The 18043-nt window shown below is 62.7% G+C and carries 17 protein-coding genes; 11 read left to right on the top strand and 6 right to left on the bottom strand.

Annotated elements, in window-relative coordinates; all coding sequences use genetic code 11:
* Positions 1-31: 31 nt before the first annotated feature.
* Entirely contained in the window at positions 32-1582 is a 1551-nt protein-coding gene (locus AAHE99_RS12040; RefSeq protein ID WP_342117498.1) for a tryptophan halogenase family protein, read from the bottom strand.
* 108 nt (positions 1583-1690) lie between these two features.
* On the opposite strand from AAHE99_RS12040, the gene AAHE99_RS12035 reads away from it, so the two are divergent.
* The 7 genes from AAHE99_RS12035 (at position 1691) to AAHE99_RS12005 (ending at position 9831) form a co-directional block, all read left to right on the top strand.
* On the top strand, positions 1691-4045 hold the full coding sequence (locus AAHE99_RS12035; RefSeq protein WP_342117496.1) for a TonB-dependent receptor: 2355 nt from the start codon (positions 1691-1693) through the stop codon (positions 4043-4045).
* A 75-nt stretch (positions 4046-4120) separates the two neighbouring features.
* Entirely contained in the window at positions 4121-5422 is a 1302-nt protein-coding gene (locus tag AAHE99_RS12030) for a GH1 family beta-glucosidase (protein WP_342117495.1), read from the top strand.
* On the top strand, positions 5419-6744 hold the full coding sequence (locus tag AAHE99_RS12025; RefSeq protein ID WP_342117494.1) for an MFS transporter: 1326 nt from the start codon (positions 5419-5421) through the stop codon (positions 6742-6744). The genes AAHE99_RS12030 and AAHE99_RS12025 overlap by 4 nt, the downstream gene beginning before the upstream one ends.
* The gene (locus AAHE99_RS12020) at positions 6713-7594 is read left to right on the top strand and encodes a ribose-phosphate pyrophosphokinase (protein ID WP_342117493.1); all 882 of its coding nucleotides are present in this window, start codon (positions 6713-6715) and stop codon (positions 7592-7594) included. The genes AAHE99_RS12025 and AAHE99_RS12020 overlap by 32 nt, the downstream gene beginning before the upstream one ends.
* Before the next feature lie 106 nt (positions 7595-7700).
* Positions 7701-8387, top strand: a complete 687-nt coding sequence (locus AAHE99_RS12015; RefSeq protein ID WP_342117492.1) for a hypothetical protein — start codon at positions 7701-7703, stop codon at positions 8385-8387.
* Positions 8388-8428: 41 nt separating this feature from the next.
* The gene (locus tag AAHE99_RS12010; protein ID WP_342117491.1) at positions 8429-9151 is read left to right on the top strand and encodes a hypothetical protein; all 723 of its coding nucleotides are present in this window, start codon (positions 8429-8431) and stop codon (positions 9149-9151) included.
* Positions 9152-9264: 113 nt separating this feature from the next.
* Positions 9265-9831, top strand: a complete 567-nt coding sequence (locus AAHE99_RS12005; RefSeq protein WP_342117489.1) for a hypothetical protein — start codon at positions 9265-9267, stop codon at positions 9829-9831.
* On the opposite strand, the gene AAHE99_RS12000 is transcribed toward AAHE99_RS12005, so the two are convergent.
* Complete coding sequence (locus AAHE99_RS12000) at positions 9828-10844, bottom strand: zinc-binding alcohol dehydrogenase family protein (RefSeq protein WP_342117488.1); 1017 nt, start codon at positions 10842-10844, stop codon at positions 9828-9830. The two genes, AAHE99_RS12005 and AAHE99_RS12000, sit on opposite strands and share 4 nt — an antisense overlap.
* A gap of 103 nt (positions 10845-10947) precedes the next feature.
* Between AAHE99_RS12000 and AAHE99_RS11995 the strand changes: the two genes are divergently transcribed.
* Positions 10948-11844, top strand: coding sequence for a LysR family transcriptional regulator (locus AAHE99_RS11995; protein ID WP_342117487.1), 897 nt, complete (start codon positions 10948-10950; stop codon positions 11842-11844).
* On the opposite strand, the gene AAHE99_RS11990 is transcribed toward AAHE99_RS11995, so the two are convergent.
* Positions 11841-12068: a hypothetical protein gene (locus AAHE99_RS11990; protein WP_342117486.1), complete on the bottom strand. Its 228-nt coding sequence runs from the start codon at positions 12066-12068 to the stop codon at positions 11841-11843. The genes AAHE99_RS11995 and AAHE99_RS11990 overlap by 4 nt on opposite strands.
* A 121-nt stretch (positions 12069-12189) precedes the next feature.
* Here AAHE99_RS11990 and AAHE99_RS11985 point away from each other — a divergent pair, with 121 nt between their 5' ends.
* From AAHE99_RS11985 to AAHE99_RS11975, 3 genes are read left to right on the top strand one after another with little or no spacing between them, the layout of a single operon-like run.
* A complete protein-coding gene (locus tag AAHE99_RS11985) occupies positions 12190-12858 on the top strand; it encodes a phosphatase PAP2 family protein (protein WP_342117485.1) in 669 nt (222 codons plus the stop codon).
* Complete coding sequence (locus AAHE99_RS11980; protein ID WP_342117484.1) at positions 12855-13748, top strand: diacylglycerol/lipid kinase family protein; 894 nt, start codon at positions 12855-12857, stop codon at positions 13746-13748. Before AAHE99_RS11985 ends, AAHE99_RS11980 begins: the two co-directional genes overlap by 4 nt.
* A gap of 8 nt (positions 13749-13756) precedes the next feature.
* A complete protein-coding gene (locus AAHE99_RS11975) occupies positions 13757-14566 on the top strand; it encodes a metallophosphoesterase family protein (protein WP_342117521.1) in 810 nt (269 codons plus the stop codon).
* Here AAHE99_RS11975 and AAHE99_RS11970 read toward each other — a convergent pair.
* The 3 genes from AAHE99_RS11970 to AAHE99_RS11960 form a co-directional block, all read right to left on the bottom strand.
* Positions 14563-15177 (bottom strand): hypothetical protein, encoded by a 615-nt coding sequence (locus AAHE99_RS11970; protein WP_342117483.1) that lies wholly within the window; start codon positions 15175-15177, stop codon positions 14563-14565. The two genes, AAHE99_RS11975 and AAHE99_RS11970, sit on opposite strands and share 4 nt — an antisense overlap.
* Before the next feature lie 53 nt (positions 15178-15230).
* Complete coding sequence (locus AAHE99_RS11965) at positions 15231-16637, bottom strand: phospholipase D-like domain-containing protein (protein ID WP_342117482.1); 1407 nt, start codon at positions 16635-16637, stop codon at positions 15231-15233.
* A gap of 65 nt (positions 16638-16702) precedes the next feature.
* On the bottom strand, positions 16703-17980 hold the full coding sequence (locus tag AAHE99_RS11960) for an acetyl-CoA hydrolase/transferase family protein (RefSeq protein WP_342117481.1): 1278 nt from the start codon (positions 17978-17980) through the stop codon (positions 16703-16705).
* Between the last annotated feature and the right edge of the window lie 63 nt (positions 17981-18043).

Here is an 18043-nt window from a genome sequence, read left to right as displayed (position 1 = left end):
GATTACCATAGAACTTGTTGGTGGAATGCGCTCAGCGTACCGCTGTTGCATGAATACTATGAAAATCATTTCTGAAAGCGTTTTCATGGCGACATAGCTGGGCCACCAAGGTGCGGTGGCAGGGCAGGTCGGCCACGGCACGCTCGGCAAAACGGGCGATATTGGCGAATTCCTGCCGTGCCACGGAGGCTAGCGGCGCGAGGCCCGGCAGCGGCGGCATGCTGCGCTCGAAGCCCATGCCGTACAACACGTACTGCCAGCTGGTGGGTGGGTACATCTCGAAATCGTTCAGGAAATCCATGCGCTGTGGCGGGCGGCAGCGCCACATCGCCAGCTTGTCGCGCAGGCTGCCGGTCCAACTGGACGGGTCGGCATTGTCGGTCCAGAAGCTTTCGCTGCGCTGGCTCAGGCAGTAGTGCAGCTTGATGAAGTCGACGATGCGCGCATAGCGCTCGCTCATGAAGCGGTTGAAGTGGCGCGCCAGCGGCGCCATCTCGCCGTTGTGCGGGAACAGGGCGCCCAGCATGTGCACCGCTGTTTCCACCAGGCCGATGCCGGATGCCTCGAGCGGTTCGAGGAAGCCGCCGGCCAGGCCGATGGCCACGCAGTTCTGGATCCATTGCTGCTCGCGGTAGCCAACGCGCATGGCGATCTTGCGCACGTGCAGACCATCGGCTGCGGGGCCGGCATAGGCGCGCAGCACTTGTTCGGCGCGTTCGTCGCTGGTGTGGCGGCTCGAATAGACGTAGCCGATGCCGCGCCGTTCCTGCAGGCCGATGTCCCAGGTCCAGCCCGCTTCGTGCGCGGTGGAGATGGTGGCGGAGGCAATCGGTGAATCGGCCGCCGGGTAGGGCACTTGCACCGCCAGGGCAGTGTCGCAGAACAGCGTGTCGCCCACACTGCGGAACGGGGAGCCAAGCGCGCCGCCAATCAGCAGGGCGCGGAAGCCGGAACAGTCGATGTACAGGTCGGCCGTCAATGCGCCGTGTTCGCGTGTCTGGACGCTGGCGATGGCGCCTTGCTCGTCCAGCTGCGCGCCGTCCACATGGTCCTGCACATGGCGTACGCCCAGCCGGCGTGCGTGCCGTGCCAGCAGGGCGGCAAAGCGCGCGGCATCGAAATGGTAGGCGTAGTTCATGGCGCCGTTGTAGTCGCTGTCGCCGGCGCGCTTTGGTCCGCGTTGCGCATCCACCACGCGTTTTTGCATCGTCACCGCTTGCGCAAAGGGCGTGTTGCCGGCCATGCCTTGCAGCCAGTAGGGCAGCAGTTCGGGCGCGCCGGGCCGCTGGCTCGGCATCGAGAAAGGATGGAAGTAGCTGTCGGCGCCGTGCTGCCAATTGTTGAAGGTAATGCCCTGCTTGAAGGTGGCGCTGGCTTCGCGCACGAATTCCGCTTCGGGGATGCCGATGGCTGCCAGTGTGGCGCGCAGGGAGGGGAAGCTGCCTTCGCCCACCCCGATGGCGCCGATTTCGGGGGCTTCCACCAGGGTGATTTCCTTGCTGGCGCCGAACATTTTGGCCAGGTAGGCGGCGCACAGCCAGCCGGCGCTGCCGCCGCCGACGATCAATACACGTTGCGTCATTTTTTGGTCTCCTACAAAAAATCTGTTGACTTTTTATTTTTCAAAAATGTACCATGAAATCGTTTTCAAGAAATAAGAAATCGTTTTCATACCTACAACGGAGACAATATGAAGTTTTCTGCAATCCAGGTCGGGGTGCTATCCCTGCTCGCGTCCATGAACGGCGCATACGCCCAGCAAGCCCCGGCCCCAGCTGCCAACGAATCCACCGTCGTGCCGGAAGTCCTGATCACGGCGACCAAGCGCACCACCTCCCTGCAAAAGACCCCGGTGGCCGTTACCGCCCTGGATGCAGCGGCGCTCGAAGATGCACACGTACAGACCATCCAGGACGTGACCAACCTGGTGCCAAGCTTCCAGGCCACCGGCCAGGGCGACCACGGCGTCATCACCATGACCATGCGCGGCATCGGCAACGACTCCGCCAAGACCGAATACGCCGACCCGGAAGTTGCCTTCTTCGTTGACGGCATCTACTCGCCGCGTCCGGAAGGCGCCACCGCGCTGCTGTTCGACGTGGAAGCGATTGAAGTGCTGCGCGGCCCGCAAGGCACGCTGTGGGGCCGCAACTCCACCGTCGGCGCGGTCAATATGCAGACCGTCAAGCCTAAACTGAAGGAATACTCCGGCACCGTGTCCGGCGGCATCGGCGACTACGCCCGCCTGGGCGCGCGCGCTGCGCTGAACGTGCCGACCGGCGACAACTCCGCACTGCGCGTCGCCCTGATCCATGAACAGCACGACGGCTACGTGAAGTACCAGACCTTGCCGAACATTTCCATCGCCGAGCAGCGCGCAGCCTATCTGGCCAGCGGCGGCGATCCGGCCAAATTCCAGCCGATCAACCCGAACAACTACATCACCAACGGCCCGCGCTACAACGCGCAGAACCAGAGCGGCGTGCGGGTGAGCTGGCTGTACCAGCCGAGCGAGCGCCTGAAGTGGAACATCTCCTACGAGCGCTTCCAGGACCGCGGCACCCCGAACATGAACCTGATGCAGACCCCGCGCGCCGGCCAGGACGAATGGTCGGCCCTGATCGATACCGCGCCGTTCCTGCACCGTAACGTCAATACTTTCCGCAGCCGCGTCGACTACGCGGTGAGCCCGGACATTGCCCTGGCCTATATTGCCGGCCACTCCAAGTTCGCCGGTTCCTCCACCTACGACCAGGATGGCGGCCGCGTACTGCCGACCAGCTTCACCACCGGCGGCGACTTCCAGGCCAATAACACCGTCTGGTCCAAGTACAGCAGCAATAGCCACGAACTGCAGCTGCAGTCGGTCGGCCAGAAAGAAGTCGACTGGCAACTGGGCGCTTACTACGCGGCGGAAGACAATGGCATCCGCTTCGACATCCCGATCATGCACGGCACCCAGCAGGGTAGCGTGGCGTGGCAGGGCTCCTTCATCCAGCCGAAGGAAACCGTGGATTCGCGCGCTGTGTTCGGCCAGGCTACCTGGAACAGCGGCGCATTGCACCTGACCGGCGGCCTGCGCTACACCTCGGACAAGCGCACCAACCAGGGCGGCAACGGCTACACCTGGAACTACGACGCCAATGTGCCACAGGTTCCGCTCACGCCGAACATCGACCCGACCAAGCCGGGCCAGGGCTACAACCCGAGCGTGCCATCCAACGACGGCCGCTACAAAGGCAGCAAGACCACCGGCCTGGCGCGCCTGAGCTATGACCTGGATAAAGCGCATATGCTGTACGCCAGCTTCTCCACCGGCTACAAGGCTGGCGGCCTGCAGGATGGCGGCCGCACCTACGGCGCGGAAACCCTGACCAACTACGAGTTCGGCAGCAAGAGCTCCTTCCTGGGCGGCGCGCTGCGCGTCAACAACGCGGTGTACTACGAAGACTTCAAGGACTTCCAGTTCAGCTCCCCGGTCACCAATCCGGACGGCTCGCACAGCTTCGTCACCAGCAATGTGGACGGCGCCAAGGTATGGGGCGTGGAGTCGGAAATCCAGGCCAAGCTGTCGCCGGACGACAAGCTGGCGCTGGCCCTGGCCTACACCAAGACCAAGCTGGGTTACCTGGTGGCCGGCTCCAACGACTACTCGCTGCCGTTCTGCCCAGAGCTGAACGCCACCTGCCTGGAAGTCACCGGCAACATCATGCCGCACGCACCGAAATTCTCGGCGCAGGTGAACTACCAGCACACCTTCCGCCTGGCGGACGGCAATACCCTGGTGCCGCGCATCTCGGCGCATTACGAAACCAAGTCCGAATTGTCGGTCTTCAATTTGGGGCCGGAAGACCAGCAGGCCGCCTACACCAAGTTCGACCTCGGCCTGCGCTACCAGGGCCCGCGCCAGTTCTGGGTTGACGTATTCGTGCGTAACGCCGGCGACAAGCGTATCAAGACCAGCGCCATGAACGGCGCGAATGTGTGGGTGGCGCAGTACCTGCCACCACGCACCATCGGTGTTAACGCGGGCATCGACTTCTAAGCCCGCGGCAACTCGGCCTGCCTCGTCCCCCGGGGCAGGCCACCTTTTTCCCCCTGCATCTACAGTGAACAAAGCATGAAAGACACCCGCCTGCCGCCCGACTTCCTCTGGGGCGTAGCCACCAGCGCCTTCCAGGTCGAGGGCGCCAACCAGGAGGACGGCAAAGGCCTCTCAATCTGGGACGTATTCTGCAGCACGCCCGGCAAGATCAAGGATGGCAGCGACGGCAGCGTCGCCTGCGACCATTACCACCGCTACCTGGAAGACGTGGGGATCATCGATTCCCTCGGCGTTGACGCCTACCGCTTCTCGATCGCCTGGTCGCGCGTCCAGCCGCAAGGCAAGGGCGCCTGGAATGAAGCCGGCTTCGCCTTCTACGAACGCCTGATCGACGCTTTGGCGGCGAAGGGCAAGCAAGCCTACGTCACGCTGTACCATTGGGACTTGCCGCAAGGCCTGCAGGAAGAGGGCGGCTGGCTCAATCGCGACACCTGCTACCACTTCGCAGAATATGCGGCGGAAGTGGCGCGCCGCTTCGGTGACCGCGTGGCCAGCATCGCCACCCATAACGAGCCGTGGTGCACCGCCAATCTTGGCTACGGCAACGGCCAGTTCGCACCAGGCGTGCGCGATGCCAAGGCTGCCGTGCAGGTATCGCACCACCTGCTGCTGTCGCATGGCCTGGCCATGAGCGCCATGCGCGCCGTCGGCAAGAAGGCCAAACTGGGCATCGTCCTGAACCAGTGGACCGCGGACCCGGCCACCGACAGTGCGGACGACCGCGCCCTGGCCGAGTGGGAATACGCGCGTTCGGTACAATGGTTCATGGACCCGATTTTCAAAGGACACTACCCCGAGCTGGCACTGCGCGGCCACGGCGCCAACGCACCGCATGTGGAGCCGGGCGATATGGCCGCCATCCACCAGCCGATTGATTTCCTGGGCGTGAATTATTACTTCCGCGCCTTCTGCAGCGCCGAAGACCCGCCGCGTACGCCGCCGCTGGAAAACGGCCGCACCGATATGGGCTGGGAGATCTACCCGCAGGGCCTGACCGAGCTGCTGCTCAAGCTGAAAGGCGAGTATGAGCTGCCGCCTATCTATATCACCGAGAACGGCATGGCCAGCAGCACGCCGGTGCATGACCAGGAGCGCATTTCCTTCGTCTCGCGCCACTTCGAGGCGCTGGCCGCCGCGATGGAGCAGGGCGTGGACGTGCAGGGCTACTTCATGTGGAGCCTGCTCGATAACTTCGAATGGGATTCCGGCTACGCCAAGCGTTTCGGCATCGTGCATGTCGACTACGCCACCCAGGAGCGCACCCTGAAGGACAGCGCGCACTGGTACCGCGACTTTATCAAGGCCCAGCGCTCATGAACCGTTCCCCGCTGCAGTGGGTGCCCTCCGGCTACTTCGCCATGGCGATGGGCTATGTGATGCTGACCAGCGTCACGTCCATCATGTTCAAGAACCTGGGCATGGACAATGGCCGCGCCGCGCAGTATTCGAGCATGCTGATCCTGGCCTACACCATCAAGCCGCTGTTTGCGCCGGTGGTGGAGATGTACCGCACCAAGAAGTTCTTCGTGCTGGTCACGCAAATGCTGCTTGGCCTGGGCTTCGGTGCGGTGGCGCTCGTGATGGGCATGCCCGGCTCGATGGCGCTGATGATGGCGCTGTTCTGGATCATGTCCTTTATCGGCGCCACCATGGACATCGCCAGCGATGGCGTCTACGTCACGTCGCTGGACTCGCGCAACCAGTCGCTGTATTGCGGCGTGCAGGGCCTGAGCTGGAATATCGGCCCGGTGGTCGCCTCTGGCGTGCTGGTCTACTTGAGCGGGCGGCTGCATACGGACTACGGCATGGACTGGGAAGGCGCGTGGCAGATTGTCTTCCTGTCCGTGTCGGTACTGCTGCTGGCGATGACGGCCTGGCACTGGCGCGTCATGCCGGAAGGCGCACGCGCCGCCGAAACGCCGGAAAGCCTGGGCCAGGCGGCCTTCATCCTGCGCGACGCGTTCAAGACCTTCTTTGAAAAGCGCGGCGTCTGGACCATGATGGCCTTTGCCTTGCTGTACCGCGTGTCGATCGGCTTGCTGGAGAAAATCGGCCCCTTCTTCATGGTCGATCCGATCGAAAAGGGCGGCCTGGGCATGTCGAACGAGCTGCTTGGCATCGTGTACGGCACCTACGGCCTGCTGGCCGTGCTGGCCGGATCGCTGGCTGGCGGCTGGTACCTGGCGCGGCATGGCCTGAAGCCTGTGCTGTTCAAACTGTGCTGCGTGCTGAATATCCCGATCGCCACCTTCCTGCTGATGGCGATCTACCAGCCGACCAATCTGTGGGTGATCGGCGCCGGCGTGGTGGTCGAGAAGTTCACTTTCGGCTTCGGCTCGGTGGGCTTCATGATCTATCTGATGCAGCAGCTGGCGCCTGGCAAGTACACCACCACCCATTACGCCTTCGGCACGGGACTGATGGGCATGTGCGGCATGTTGACCGGCATGGTCAGCGGCCACCTGCAGCAAGCGATGGGCTATGTCAGCTACTTCTGGCTGGTGATGGTCGCCACCATCCCGTCGTTTATCGTCACCTGGTACGCGCCGTTCCACCATGCGGAACAGACAGAGGTAGAATTGGGGCTTCCATCTTCAGGAGCCCACGATGACGCCGATCCTGTTCGCGCTGCCCGGTAACGAAGCGACAACCTCCCAGCTGGCGGAATTGCTCGGCTGGGAGCAAGGCAGTTTGCAGGTCAGGCGTTTCCCGGACGGCGAATCCTACGTGCGCTACCTCTCGGAGGTGAAGGGCCGCCAGGTGGTCCTGGTTTGCACCCTGGACCGCCCCGACGACCGTTTCATGCCCATGTATTTCGCCGCCAGCATTGCGCGCGAGCTGGGCGCGGCCAGCGTCGGGCTGGTGGCGCCGTACCTGGCCTATATGCGCCACGACGCCATCTTCAATCCCGGCGAAGGCATCACCTCCGCCCACTTCGCGCGCCTGGTGTCGGGCGTGTTCCACTGGATGGTGACGATCGACCCACACCTGCACCGCCACCACGACCTGGCCGAGATCTACGCCATCCCGACCCGCGTTGTGCGCGCCGCACCCGCCATCTCGCAATGGATCGCCGCCAACGTGCCGCAGCCCCTGGTCATCGGCCCGGATGCCGAAAGCGAACAATGGGCAGCCGAAGTGGCGCGCGGCGCCAATTGCCCCTGCATCGTGCTGGAAAAGGTGCGCCGTGGCGACCGCGACGTGGAAGTCTCGGTGCCGGACACCGAACGCTGGCTGCACCACACCCCCGTTATCGTTGACGATATTGCATCAACCGCCCGCACCATGATTGCCGCCGTCGGCCACGTCCGCAAGGCCGGCCTGCCTGCGCCGGTCTGCATCGCGGTGCACCCGCTATTCGCCGGCACCGCCTATGAAGAACTGGCCGCCTCCGGCGTCGCCCGCACCGCCAGTTGCGACACCGTCCCGCACAGCACCAATGCCATCGCTGTCGCATCCTTGCTCGCAGTGGCATTGCGTGCAATGTGATAATTCGAGATTTTCTTGCCTAATTATTTGACTTACACTTGGTTGCCAATTTGGAAAAATACTTTCTAGGCGATCATTTTTAAATCTTATCTGGGAAAAAAATCATATGTCTTTGATCCACAAAGTCGAGTCCGCATATCTTCAACTTTTGCGTATTCTCTTCCTGATTTTTGCCACCGTTGCAATCGGCTTCGCCGTTCTACTTGGGGTTCAATATATGGCGCGGCATAACGCGAAACCTGAGCCGGTCAATGAAAAAATTGTTCTCAGTGCTGCCAGTTATAAAGTCCACGCAGACAGTGAGGCGCCGCGCCCATCGCAGGAAAAGGGTATTGAAAAGGATGCATTGTTCGAACAGTTCTCCAATATGATCGTCAAAGTGGGGAAAAGCGCTGTTCCAGATTTTTCGGTTAATCGCGAGGCGGTACGGAACATCTATGATCAGTTGCTTCATGATCCAAAACTTGGCCGAGACTTTATTGAGCAGACCAATAAGGTATTGCCACAGATTGCTGCGCGTCCGGAGGTTACAGCGCGACTGCAACGTGATGTTGGCGGGGAGTTTGATGCGATTCTTGGCCATTTGCGCAATGAATACAAAGAGCAGGGCGCGAACATTGGAGACAAAAAGGCAGCCGCAGAAAGCGAAGCTACGGAGCTACGTGCTAGCGCCACACAGGGCTTGTATGGGGCGGGCAGTTTGTTTGTGGCCTTTGTTGGTTTGATCCTGCTGGTTGTGTTACTTAAAATTGAACGCAATCTGCGTAGCGCTAAAGTTGTCGCTTCGGTTTAAAGGTCTTCATTAATTTCAGCATAGCGTTTATATTTGTCGCTATGCTGAATTGGATCCGAAACTGGTATCGCAAGCTGCGCATGCCCGCAGCCTTCCGCGCTTACGAGCGCGAGCTGCGTGCCGCCCATGAAGAAGAAGCGCGCCGCAAGTTTTCAACCGTACGCTATGAAGCCCGCCTGCTGGCCGCCAACAAGGCGCTGGAAGAACGCGCCCAGCGCCGCTTCGACATGCCGATCGCCAAGCTGCAGCTGGAAGTGGTGGCGCTGGAAAAACAGATCGATTCCTGCCGTGCCCAGTTGACCAATTTCGAACGTCCTTTCCGCGACGAATACCAGTTGCTGGAAGCGGAAATGTCCCTGCTGGGCGAGCGCCGCCGCAATGCCTATGCCGAGAAGGATGCCGCCGCCATCGAGGAAGTCAACGCCGAAATCGCGGAGCTGCAAAAGCGTACCAATGCCGTGCGCGTCGACCTGGCGGTGCAGACCGACCTGCGCGGCCAGGGCCTGACCCCGGAAAAACTGCGCCGCACGGTGCAGCGCTGCGAAGCGCGGCTGCAAGCCGTGCTGGATGAGCAGGAAAGCATCCGCCGCGAAAAGGCCAGCTATCTGCACCATTCCCCCGACCGCGCCGAAATCGACGCCATCGAGCGCGATTTGCAGGCGCTGGAACGCCGGCACGTCCAGTTCCTGCGCGACTTCGATGCGCCGGCCGAGCGCCGCCGCCGCGAGCGCGAGCACGAACAAGCCTGGCTCAACGGCGCCTAATCGTTGCCCCTTTAATCTGCATCAAACTTGCGCGTGGTCGCGCAGGCGCGCGGCTGCCTATACTTGGTTTGTCGCGCCGTGCCTTCGCACAGCGGACTGGCGGGAGGACGGTCATGCGCAACCAATCCCTGAGCGGCAATATCGCATCGGTGCTGCGCCGCTGCAAAGAGCTGGAAAAGGCGATGCGGAAAGTGGGCATTCCGGCCTTCCTGGCCTGCCTGCCGACTACACTGCTGGCGCTGCAATACGCCCTGATGCTGCGCGAGAAGAATGCCAGCATCAGCCGCATCAGCGGGCGTATCAAAGGCTGGCTGGCGACGGTGCAGGAATTGTCGGCACATGAACGCGGCCGTAGCGAGTTCATCGACCTCGACCACAAGATGCGCGGCGATATCGAAGGCGCCTGCGATTCCATGCGCAGCCTGCGCGACTTGTGCGTGGATATCTGCGCGATGTTCAGCGCGGTAGGCCATGAATCGGGCATGCTGCAGCGGGGCCGCGACCGCTTTGACGCAACGGTGAAGGAAGCTTGCCGCCTGTCGCAAACACTGGTGGAGGCGGTCACCGACCACGACCGCCGCGCCCTGGCCATCCGCCAGCAAGAGCATGCGATCGAACAGGCCGGAGTGGCAAGCGCGGCGGCCCACGCCGCACGCGCTGCCGCGACGCTGGACGCTTAGAAACCTTCCAGCACGATCTTGCCGCGTGCGCGATTGCTTTCGAGCAGGGCGTGCGCGCGCTTCAGGTTGGCTGCGTTGATGGCGCCGAAGCGTTCACCCAGCGTGGTTTTCAGCACACCGCTATCGACCAGGCGCGCCACATCGTTCAGCAGGGCATGCTGCTGCGCCATGTCGTCAGTCTCGAACATGGAACGGGTGAACATGAATTCCCAATGCAGCGATACGCTCTTGCGCTTGAGCAGGCTCACATCGATCTGGGCCGGATCGTCGATCAGGGCCAGCTTGCCTTGTGGTGCGACCAGCTCGGCCAGCGCGGCGAAATGGTGTCCGGTCTCGTTCAGGCTGGCGATGTAGTTCACCGGTGGCAGGCCCAGGCGGCGGATTTCTTCGTCCAGCGGCTTGCTGTGGTCGATCACGTGGTGGGCGCCCAGCGATTTGACCCATTCCACGGTCTCCGGACGGGAGGCGGTGGCGATCACGGTCAGCCCGGTCATCTGTCGCGCCAGCTGGACCAGGATGGAACCGACGCCGCCCGCAGCGCCCGTCACCAGCAGCGATTTGCCGGATTCACGCGCCACGTCGCGGCTCACGCCCAGGCGGTCGAACAGCAATTCCCAGGCGGTGATGGCGGTCAGCGGCAGGGCGGCCGCTTCAGCAAAGCTGAGTTTGGCGGGCTTGTGGCCGACGATGCGTTCGTCCACCAGGTGCAGCTCGGCATTGGTGCCGGCGCGGGTCAGGGCGCCGGCGTACCAGACCGCGTCGCCGACTTTGAACAGGCTGGCATCGGGACCGACGGCGCGCACGATGCCGGCGGCATCCCAGCCCAGCACCTTGCTTTCACCTTTAGCCGGCGCGACGTTGCGGCGGATCTTGGTATCGACCGGGTTGACGGAGATGGCCTTGATTTCGACCAGCAGGTCGCGGCCGGTGGCCACTGGCGCCGGCAGCTCCACGTCCAGCAGGGCGTCGGCGTGGTCGATTGGCAGGGAGGCGCGGTAGGCAACAGCTTTCATTTCGTGTGTCCTTCGTAAAAAGTGGCGATGTGTGCATCTTCCGCCGTCGCGTCTTCAAGAAAAAGACTAAAATTCTGGAAACTCTTTCAAGGAAATGCTGAAAATGCTGCGCCTCGATGATCTGGAAGTCTTCGTCATCACGGCCGACCAGGGCAGCCTGTCGGCCGCCGCCCGGGTGCGCGATATTTCGCCGGCCCTGGCCAGTGCCGCCCTGAAACGGCTGGAGGAGGGCCTGCAACTGCGCCTGTTCGCCCGTACCACGCGTTCGCTGCGCCTGACGCCGGAAGGCGAGCACTACCTGCGCCATGCGCGGGAAGCGGTGCGCCAGCTGCGCGAAGGCCATGAGGCGATACGCCAGGGCCAGCAGGAACTGGGTGGTTTGCTGAAGATTTCGATGCCCTCGGATCTGGGGCGTAACGTGCTGCTGCCCTGGCTGGATGGCTTCCAGGAGGCGTACCCGGCCATCAGCCTGCAGCTGTTTGTCAGCGACCGCGTGGCCGATATGTACCGCCAGCCGGTCGACCTGGCCCTGCGTTATGGAAAACTGGATGACTCCAGCCTGGTGGCGATGCCGATTGCGCCGTCCAACCGGCGTGTGCTAGTCGCGTCGCCCGGCTATTTGCGCCAGCATGGCAGCCCGTCCAACCTGGACGAGCTGGCGCGGCACAATTGCCTGCGCTTTGCGCTGGATGACATGCTGTACGACCGTTGGGCCTTCCCCGCCCAGGGCAAAGTAGTGCAGGTCCGGGGCAATCGCAGCAGCGATGATGCCGACCTGGTGCGCCGCTGGGCGGTAGCGGGAGAGGGTATTGCTTACAAATCACGTTTGGACGTGACCGCCGACCTCAAAGCCGGCCGCTTGCAATTGCTGCTACCGGATGTAATGGGTGAAGAGGTGCCATTACATCTGGTTTGCATGCATCGCTCGCAGGTCACGCCCGTCGTGATTCGTTTGCGCGATTATTTACGCGCTCAGTATGAACAGCTGTGCGAGACTTAGTGGCCGGCTTTGGAGAAGATCAGCAGCCAGCGGCTGAACAGCAGAACTTCCAGGTGGCCGGGCTGCACGCCGGTATCGCACTCGATGATTGGGTTCACAGCGTAGAAGCGCTTGCGGAAGTCACGGCACACCAGCACTTCACGTTTGCCGAAGCGAACCAGGAAAGACATAGGGGCGTATTCCAGGCCAAAGCGGGAGCCGAAGGTGCTGTTCATCGTGGTCATGACTGATTCCTTTTGCTGTGTTGTTGATTAACGAGTCATCAGAATAGCACAAATACTGTATGAATCAACAGTACTGGATGAAAAATCAGGTTTTTTTATTAAGCGTTGTATTTCGCACACGATGAGAGATTCCGTCCGACTTCCCTTGCATCTCGTGGCGGGGCTGGTCCTGCTGATCGCCGCCGCGGCCGTTTTCCAGGCAATTGCCGGGGCGGCGCTGGGGCCGGGGGCGCGCCTGGCGGCGCTGGATATCGGCGTGGCGCAGTGGCTGCACACGCGCGCCGGGGAGCCGCTGACCAGCATGCTGCTGGCCCTCAGCCACCTGCACAGCACGCCGGGCATCGCCTTCCTGTCGCTGCTGTTTGCCTGGCACCTGTGGCGGCGCCAGGCGCATTACTGGATGCTGACCCTGCTGTTGGCGGTGCCGCCGGGCATGCTGCTGAATGTGCTGCTCAAGCACAGCTACCAGCGTGCGCGGCCCAGCTTTGATGCGCCGTTACTGAGCCTGCCAACCTACAGCTTTCCCAGCGGCCACGCACTGGCGGCCACCGTGTTCTACGGCGTGCTGGCCTGCTACCTGTGGACGCGTGCGCGCAGCGCGGCCCAGCGTGCGGCCGTGGCCGTGGCGGCGCTGCTGATGGTGGGGCTGGTGGCGTTCAGCCGCCTTTATCTTGGCGTGCATTTCCTGACCGATGTGGTGGCGGGCGTGGCGGAAGGGCTGGGCTGGCTGGCTGTATGCGTGACGGCGGTCTCCAGCCTGCGCAGGCATCGGGAGCGCGGGCTGCCATGAGCCGCATGGCCGTCATCATCAATGCCGGCGCAGGCAACGGCTACAGCGCGGCCTGGCGGGACGCATTGGTTGCGCGCTTTGCCGGCCACGGCCTGGCCGCCGACGTGACGCTGGCGGCCGATGCCAACCATTTGATGGAGGCGGCGCGCGCGGCGCTGGCCGCCGGCGCGCAGCTTGTGGTGGCCGGCGGTGGCGACGGCACCATCAACGCCGTGGCATCGGTGGTGCTGGATAGCGGTGCGGTGTTCGGCGTGCTGCCAATGGGCACCTTGAACCACTTCGCGCGGGACTTGCGGATTCCTCCCCAGTTGGATGCTGCCATCGCCACGCTGGCGGCCGGGCATGTGGCGATGGTGGACGTGGGCGAGGTCAATGGCCGCATCTTCCTGAACAACTCCAGCCTTGGCCTGTATCCCGACATTGTGCGCGACCGCCAGCGGCAGCAGCGCCGCCTGGGACGCGGCAAGTGGACGGCGTTTGGCTGGGCGACGCTGGCGGCGCTGCGGCGCTATCCCTTCCTCAGCGTGCGCCTGACGCTGGGGCAGGCCGGCCATGCGCGGCGCACGCCTTTCGTATTCATCGGCAATAATGAGTACCAAATGCAAGGGTTTAATATTGGCGAGCGGGCGCGGCTTGATGGCGGCAGTCTGAGTGTGTATGTGGCGCAGCGTCCTACGCGCTTTGGTTTGCTGAAGCTGGCTATCCGGGCACTGTTCGGGCGCTTGCGGCAGGCGCGCGAGTTTGACGTTTTCCAGGCTGGCGAACTGGCGATTGAAACCCGGCATCGCCGCTTGCGGGTGGCGACAGACGGGGAGGTGACGGTGATGGCGCCGCCGCTGCGTTACCGAATCCGGCCGGCGGCCTTGCCGGTGATTGTGCCACGTCCGTAGGAGCGATGATGCGAACCCTGGTCCATATCTCCGATCTGCACTTTGGCCGCGTGGACAACCAGCTGCTGGCGCCTTTGCGGCAACTGATCGGGGATTTGCGGCCGGATGTGGTGGTGGTGTCGGGCGACCTGACCCAGCGCGCCCGCAGCGCCCAGTTCCGCCAGGCGCGCCATTATCTCGATACCCTGCCCGAGCCGCAGATTGTGGTGCCGGGCAATCACGACATTCCCCTGTATAACGTGGCGGCGCGTTTTTTCCAGCCGCTGGTCAAATATCGCCGCTATATCACGCGCGACCTGGCGCCGGAGTATGTCGATGGCGAGATTGCCGTGCTGGGCTTGAATACCGCGCGCTCGCTGACCTTCAAGGATGGGCGCGTCAACCGGCGCCAGGTCGAGTACCTGCGGCAGCGCTTTACCCGCCTGCCGCGCGAAGTCACGCGCGTCGTGGTGACCCATCATCCCTTCGATTTGCCGCAGCATCTCGACCGCGACGACCTGGTGGACCGCGCGCCGATGGCGATGGAAGCCTTTGCAGGCTGCGGCGTGGATTTGCTGCTGGCGGGGCATATGCATACCAGCCACTCGCACAATACTTCCGAACGCTATGAGATCGACGGCTATGCAGCATTGGCCGTGCAGGCCGGCACCGCTACCTCCACCCGCAGCCGCGGCGAAACCAACTCGTTCAACGTCCTGCGCGTTGAACACGACGAAATCCAGGTCGAACGGTACGCCTGGAGCGAAAACAACGCCTTCACCGTCGCCGCCACCGACACCTTCCGCCGCCAGGGCGGCGTCTGGCACCCCGCGGCTTAGAACACGCCCATGACTTTCGCCAGCAGGGCCAGCAGACCCGCGATTAACGCCGTCAGGAGCATGAATATGAGGTAGTAGATTCTATCGAGGCGGTTATTCAGGGCCTCGAAACGGCTGTCCATCCTGTCAAGAAGCCGTTGTGAACTCTCCTCGATCTTGTTGTTGAGCGAATTCTGACCGGCATCGATCTTGTCGTTGAGCGCCTTTTGGCCGGCATCGATCTTGTCGTTAAGCGCCTTTTGACCGGCATCGATCTTGTCGTTGAGTGCTCGTTGACTGGCATCGATCTTATCGTTGAGTGCTCGTTGACCGGCATCGATCTTGTCGCTGAGTGCCTGCTGGCTGGCGTCCATCTTGTCCGTCAGCCTCTCCAGGCCAGCGTCGATTTTGTCATTCAGCTTTTGCAGGCCAGAATCGATCTTTTGGTTGAGCTTTTCAAGGCCGTCGTCCAGCTTCTTTTCGAGCCGATCCACTTTGGCATCAAGCTTGTCCAGCCGTTGGATGACGACTTCCACCATTACCTCCAGCCTCGTTACGCGCGTGGGGATATTTGCATGGTCGTCGCCAGGTGGGGGCTTGTCAAGCGAGGTGGGCGGTTCATGGTCGCTCATGGCCCTTTCAGCCTAGCCCGCGCGCCGGGCCGGTGCTTGACATAGATCAAACGTCAGAGCCAGTAGTCCCACACGCGCGCCAGCCATTCCTTGAGGCGGGTGAGGGCGGGGCGTTTGTTCCATTTTGCGAGCGTGACTTCGGTGGAGTTGCGCAGGTCTTCCCTGAAGGCGTTTTCCATTTCGAGGCCGAACGCATCGCCCATCACGATCACGTTGACCTCGCTGTTGTGGAGGAAGCTGCGGCGGTCGATGTTGGTGGAGCCGACCGTCGACCACACGCCATCAATCACCACCGTCTTGGCGTGCAGCACCGACAGCTTGAGCTCGTAGATCTTGACGCCAGCCTCCAGCAAAGGCTGGTAGAACGCCCGCCCGGCATGGAATACCAGCCCGCTGTCCGACACGCTGGGCAGCACCAGCTGCACATCGACGCCGCGCCGTGCGGCGGCCAGCAGTTCCTGCAAGGTCTGGTCGTCCGGCACGAAATAGGCGCAGGTGATGTGGATGGATTTCTTCGCCTCCTGGATCGCCAGCAGCAGCGCCTTGTAGATCTCGTAGCGCCCCTCGGGCCGCGAACCCAGCACCCGCACCACCTTGTCGCCCGCCGGCGCCACTTGCTGGAAATATTTGGCATCGCGCAAGTCGTCCGCATCCTGCTCAATCCAGGTCTGCACGAACAGCCACTGCATGGCCTGCACCGCCGGCCCCTCGATCCGCACATGCGTATCGCGCCAGCCAACGTCGGTCTCGCCTTTCGCCCGCGCCGGCGCCGAGCCGCCACCCGAACCCGAGCGCGAGCGGAACGGCGAACTCTTGGAATAGGAATCGCTGATATTGATACCGCCCGTGAAGCCGATCTTGCCATCCACAATCAGCATCTTGCGGTGGTCGCGGTTATTCAGCTTCCAGCCATTGCCGCGCGTCTTGGCCGGATTGACCGGGTTGAAGGGCAGCAGCTTCACGCCACCCGCCTTCATCCGGTCGAAGAATTCCTGCGGCACGCCAAGGGTGCCGACGCTGTCGTAGATAACGTTGACCACCACCCCTTCACGCTGCTTCTGCACCAGCAGCTCGGCGAACTGTTCGCCCAGTTCATCCTGGTCGAAGATATAGGTCTCGAAATTGATATGGTCCTTGGCCGCCGCAATGGCCTTCATCATCTCCGCCATGGTTTGCGGGCCGTCGAACAGCAGCTGCACCTTGTTGCCGGCGATGAGCGGCACGCCGGTCGCGGCCTCCTCCAGCGCGGCCTGCGCCTTCATGTCCAGGGTGGACTTGGCCCAGCGCTTCTTCAGCAATTGCTCGGTGGTCTGGCGCGATAGTTTGCCGGCGGCATTCACCACCTCCGGCGTCGCGGCGGCGCGGGCTTTGGCGCGCTCGGCATCCACCTCCGGCAGCGATGCGCAAGCCAGCAGCGACCAGCTCGCAAGAATGATCACCAGCACTCGGTTTGCCCTCATCGGTATACCTCCGAGGGCCAGTCTATGCCTGCAGCGAACGTTTGATTGTTCGCTGGCGTACACAATCAGGTGTAGTTCAGGCGGGCTGCCTCGCGCCGCAGCTCGGCGCGGAAGTCGGGATGGGCAATGGCCGCCAGCGCCTCGGCGCGCTGCTTGGCCGACTTGCCGCGCAGCTGCGCCACGCCGTATTCCGTCACCACATAGTTGATGTCGTTCTTGCTGGTTGTCACATGTGTGCCGGGCGACAAGGTCGGCACGATGCGCGAAATGCTGCCATCCTTGGCGGTGGACGGCAGCACGATAAACGACTTGCCGCCGCGTGAACGGTTGGCAGCCCGCACGAAGTCCACCTGGCCGCCAGTGCCGGAATAGGGCAGGTGCGCCAGGCTTTCCGAACCGCACTGGCCCAGCAAGTCCACCTGCAGGCTGGCATTGATCGACACCAGCTTGTCGTTCTGCCCGGCGATATAGGGATCGTTGGTGAAGCTGACCGGATGCATCTCCAGCATTGGATTGTGGTGCATGAAGTCGTACAGCTTGCGCGAGCCCAGCGCAAACGTCGCCACCATGCGTCCCGGCATGAAGCTCTTGCGGCGGTTGGTCACCGCGCCGGCTTCCACCAGCTGCAGGATGCCGTCGCCAATCATTTCCGTATGGATGCCCAGGTCCTGCTTGTTGGTTAGCTGCATCACCACCGCATCGGGAATGCCGCCGTAGCCGATCTGCAAGGTCGAGCCATCCTCGATCATCGGCGCCACGTGGGCCGCAATAGCCTCCTGCACCGGCCCGATCTGCGGCAGGCCGACCTCGATCACCGGCTCGGTGCTCTCCACCACCGCCGTGACCTGCGAAATATGGATATGGCACTGCCCGTGCGCGAACGGCACGTTGGGATTGGACTCCAGCACGACCACGCGCGCCTTTTGCAGCGCCGCCATGGTGTAGTCCGCGCCCAGGCTGAGCGCGAAATTCCCGTGTTCATCCATCGCAGACGCCAATGCAAACACCACATCGGCCGGCATGTGCCCGCGCTCGATCAGCGCCGGGATCTCCGAAAAATAAGCGGGGATGAAATCCGCCCAGCCGCTCTGGCCCGCCGCGCGCGAGGCGCCGCCGAAGAACAGGGCGCAATGCCGCACATGCTGCGCCGTTTCCTGATCGAAGTAGCCGTACTTGCGCATCGCCAGGATTTGCGCCACTTGCACGCCGCGGAAATTGCGGCGCTGGGCCGACAGCTCATGCAGCAGGGTGGGCGGTTCTCCTGCGCCGGTGGGGACGATAATCATATCGCCATCGCGCACCAGGCGGACGGCCTCGGCGGCGCTGCAAAGCTTGCTGGACATACGGTCTCCGATAGTTTTGTTTGTCTCCGCACAGATTGCACGGCCCTGCTTACCCTAAGCTGA

It is taken from the genome of Pseudoduganella sp. OTU4001 (assembly GCF_038440195.1).
Classification (GTDB): domain Bacteria; phylum Pseudomonadota; class Gammaproteobacteria; order Burkholderiales; family Burkholderiaceae_D; genus Rugamonas.
This window is presented reverse-complemented; position numbering and strand designations above follow the sequence as displayed.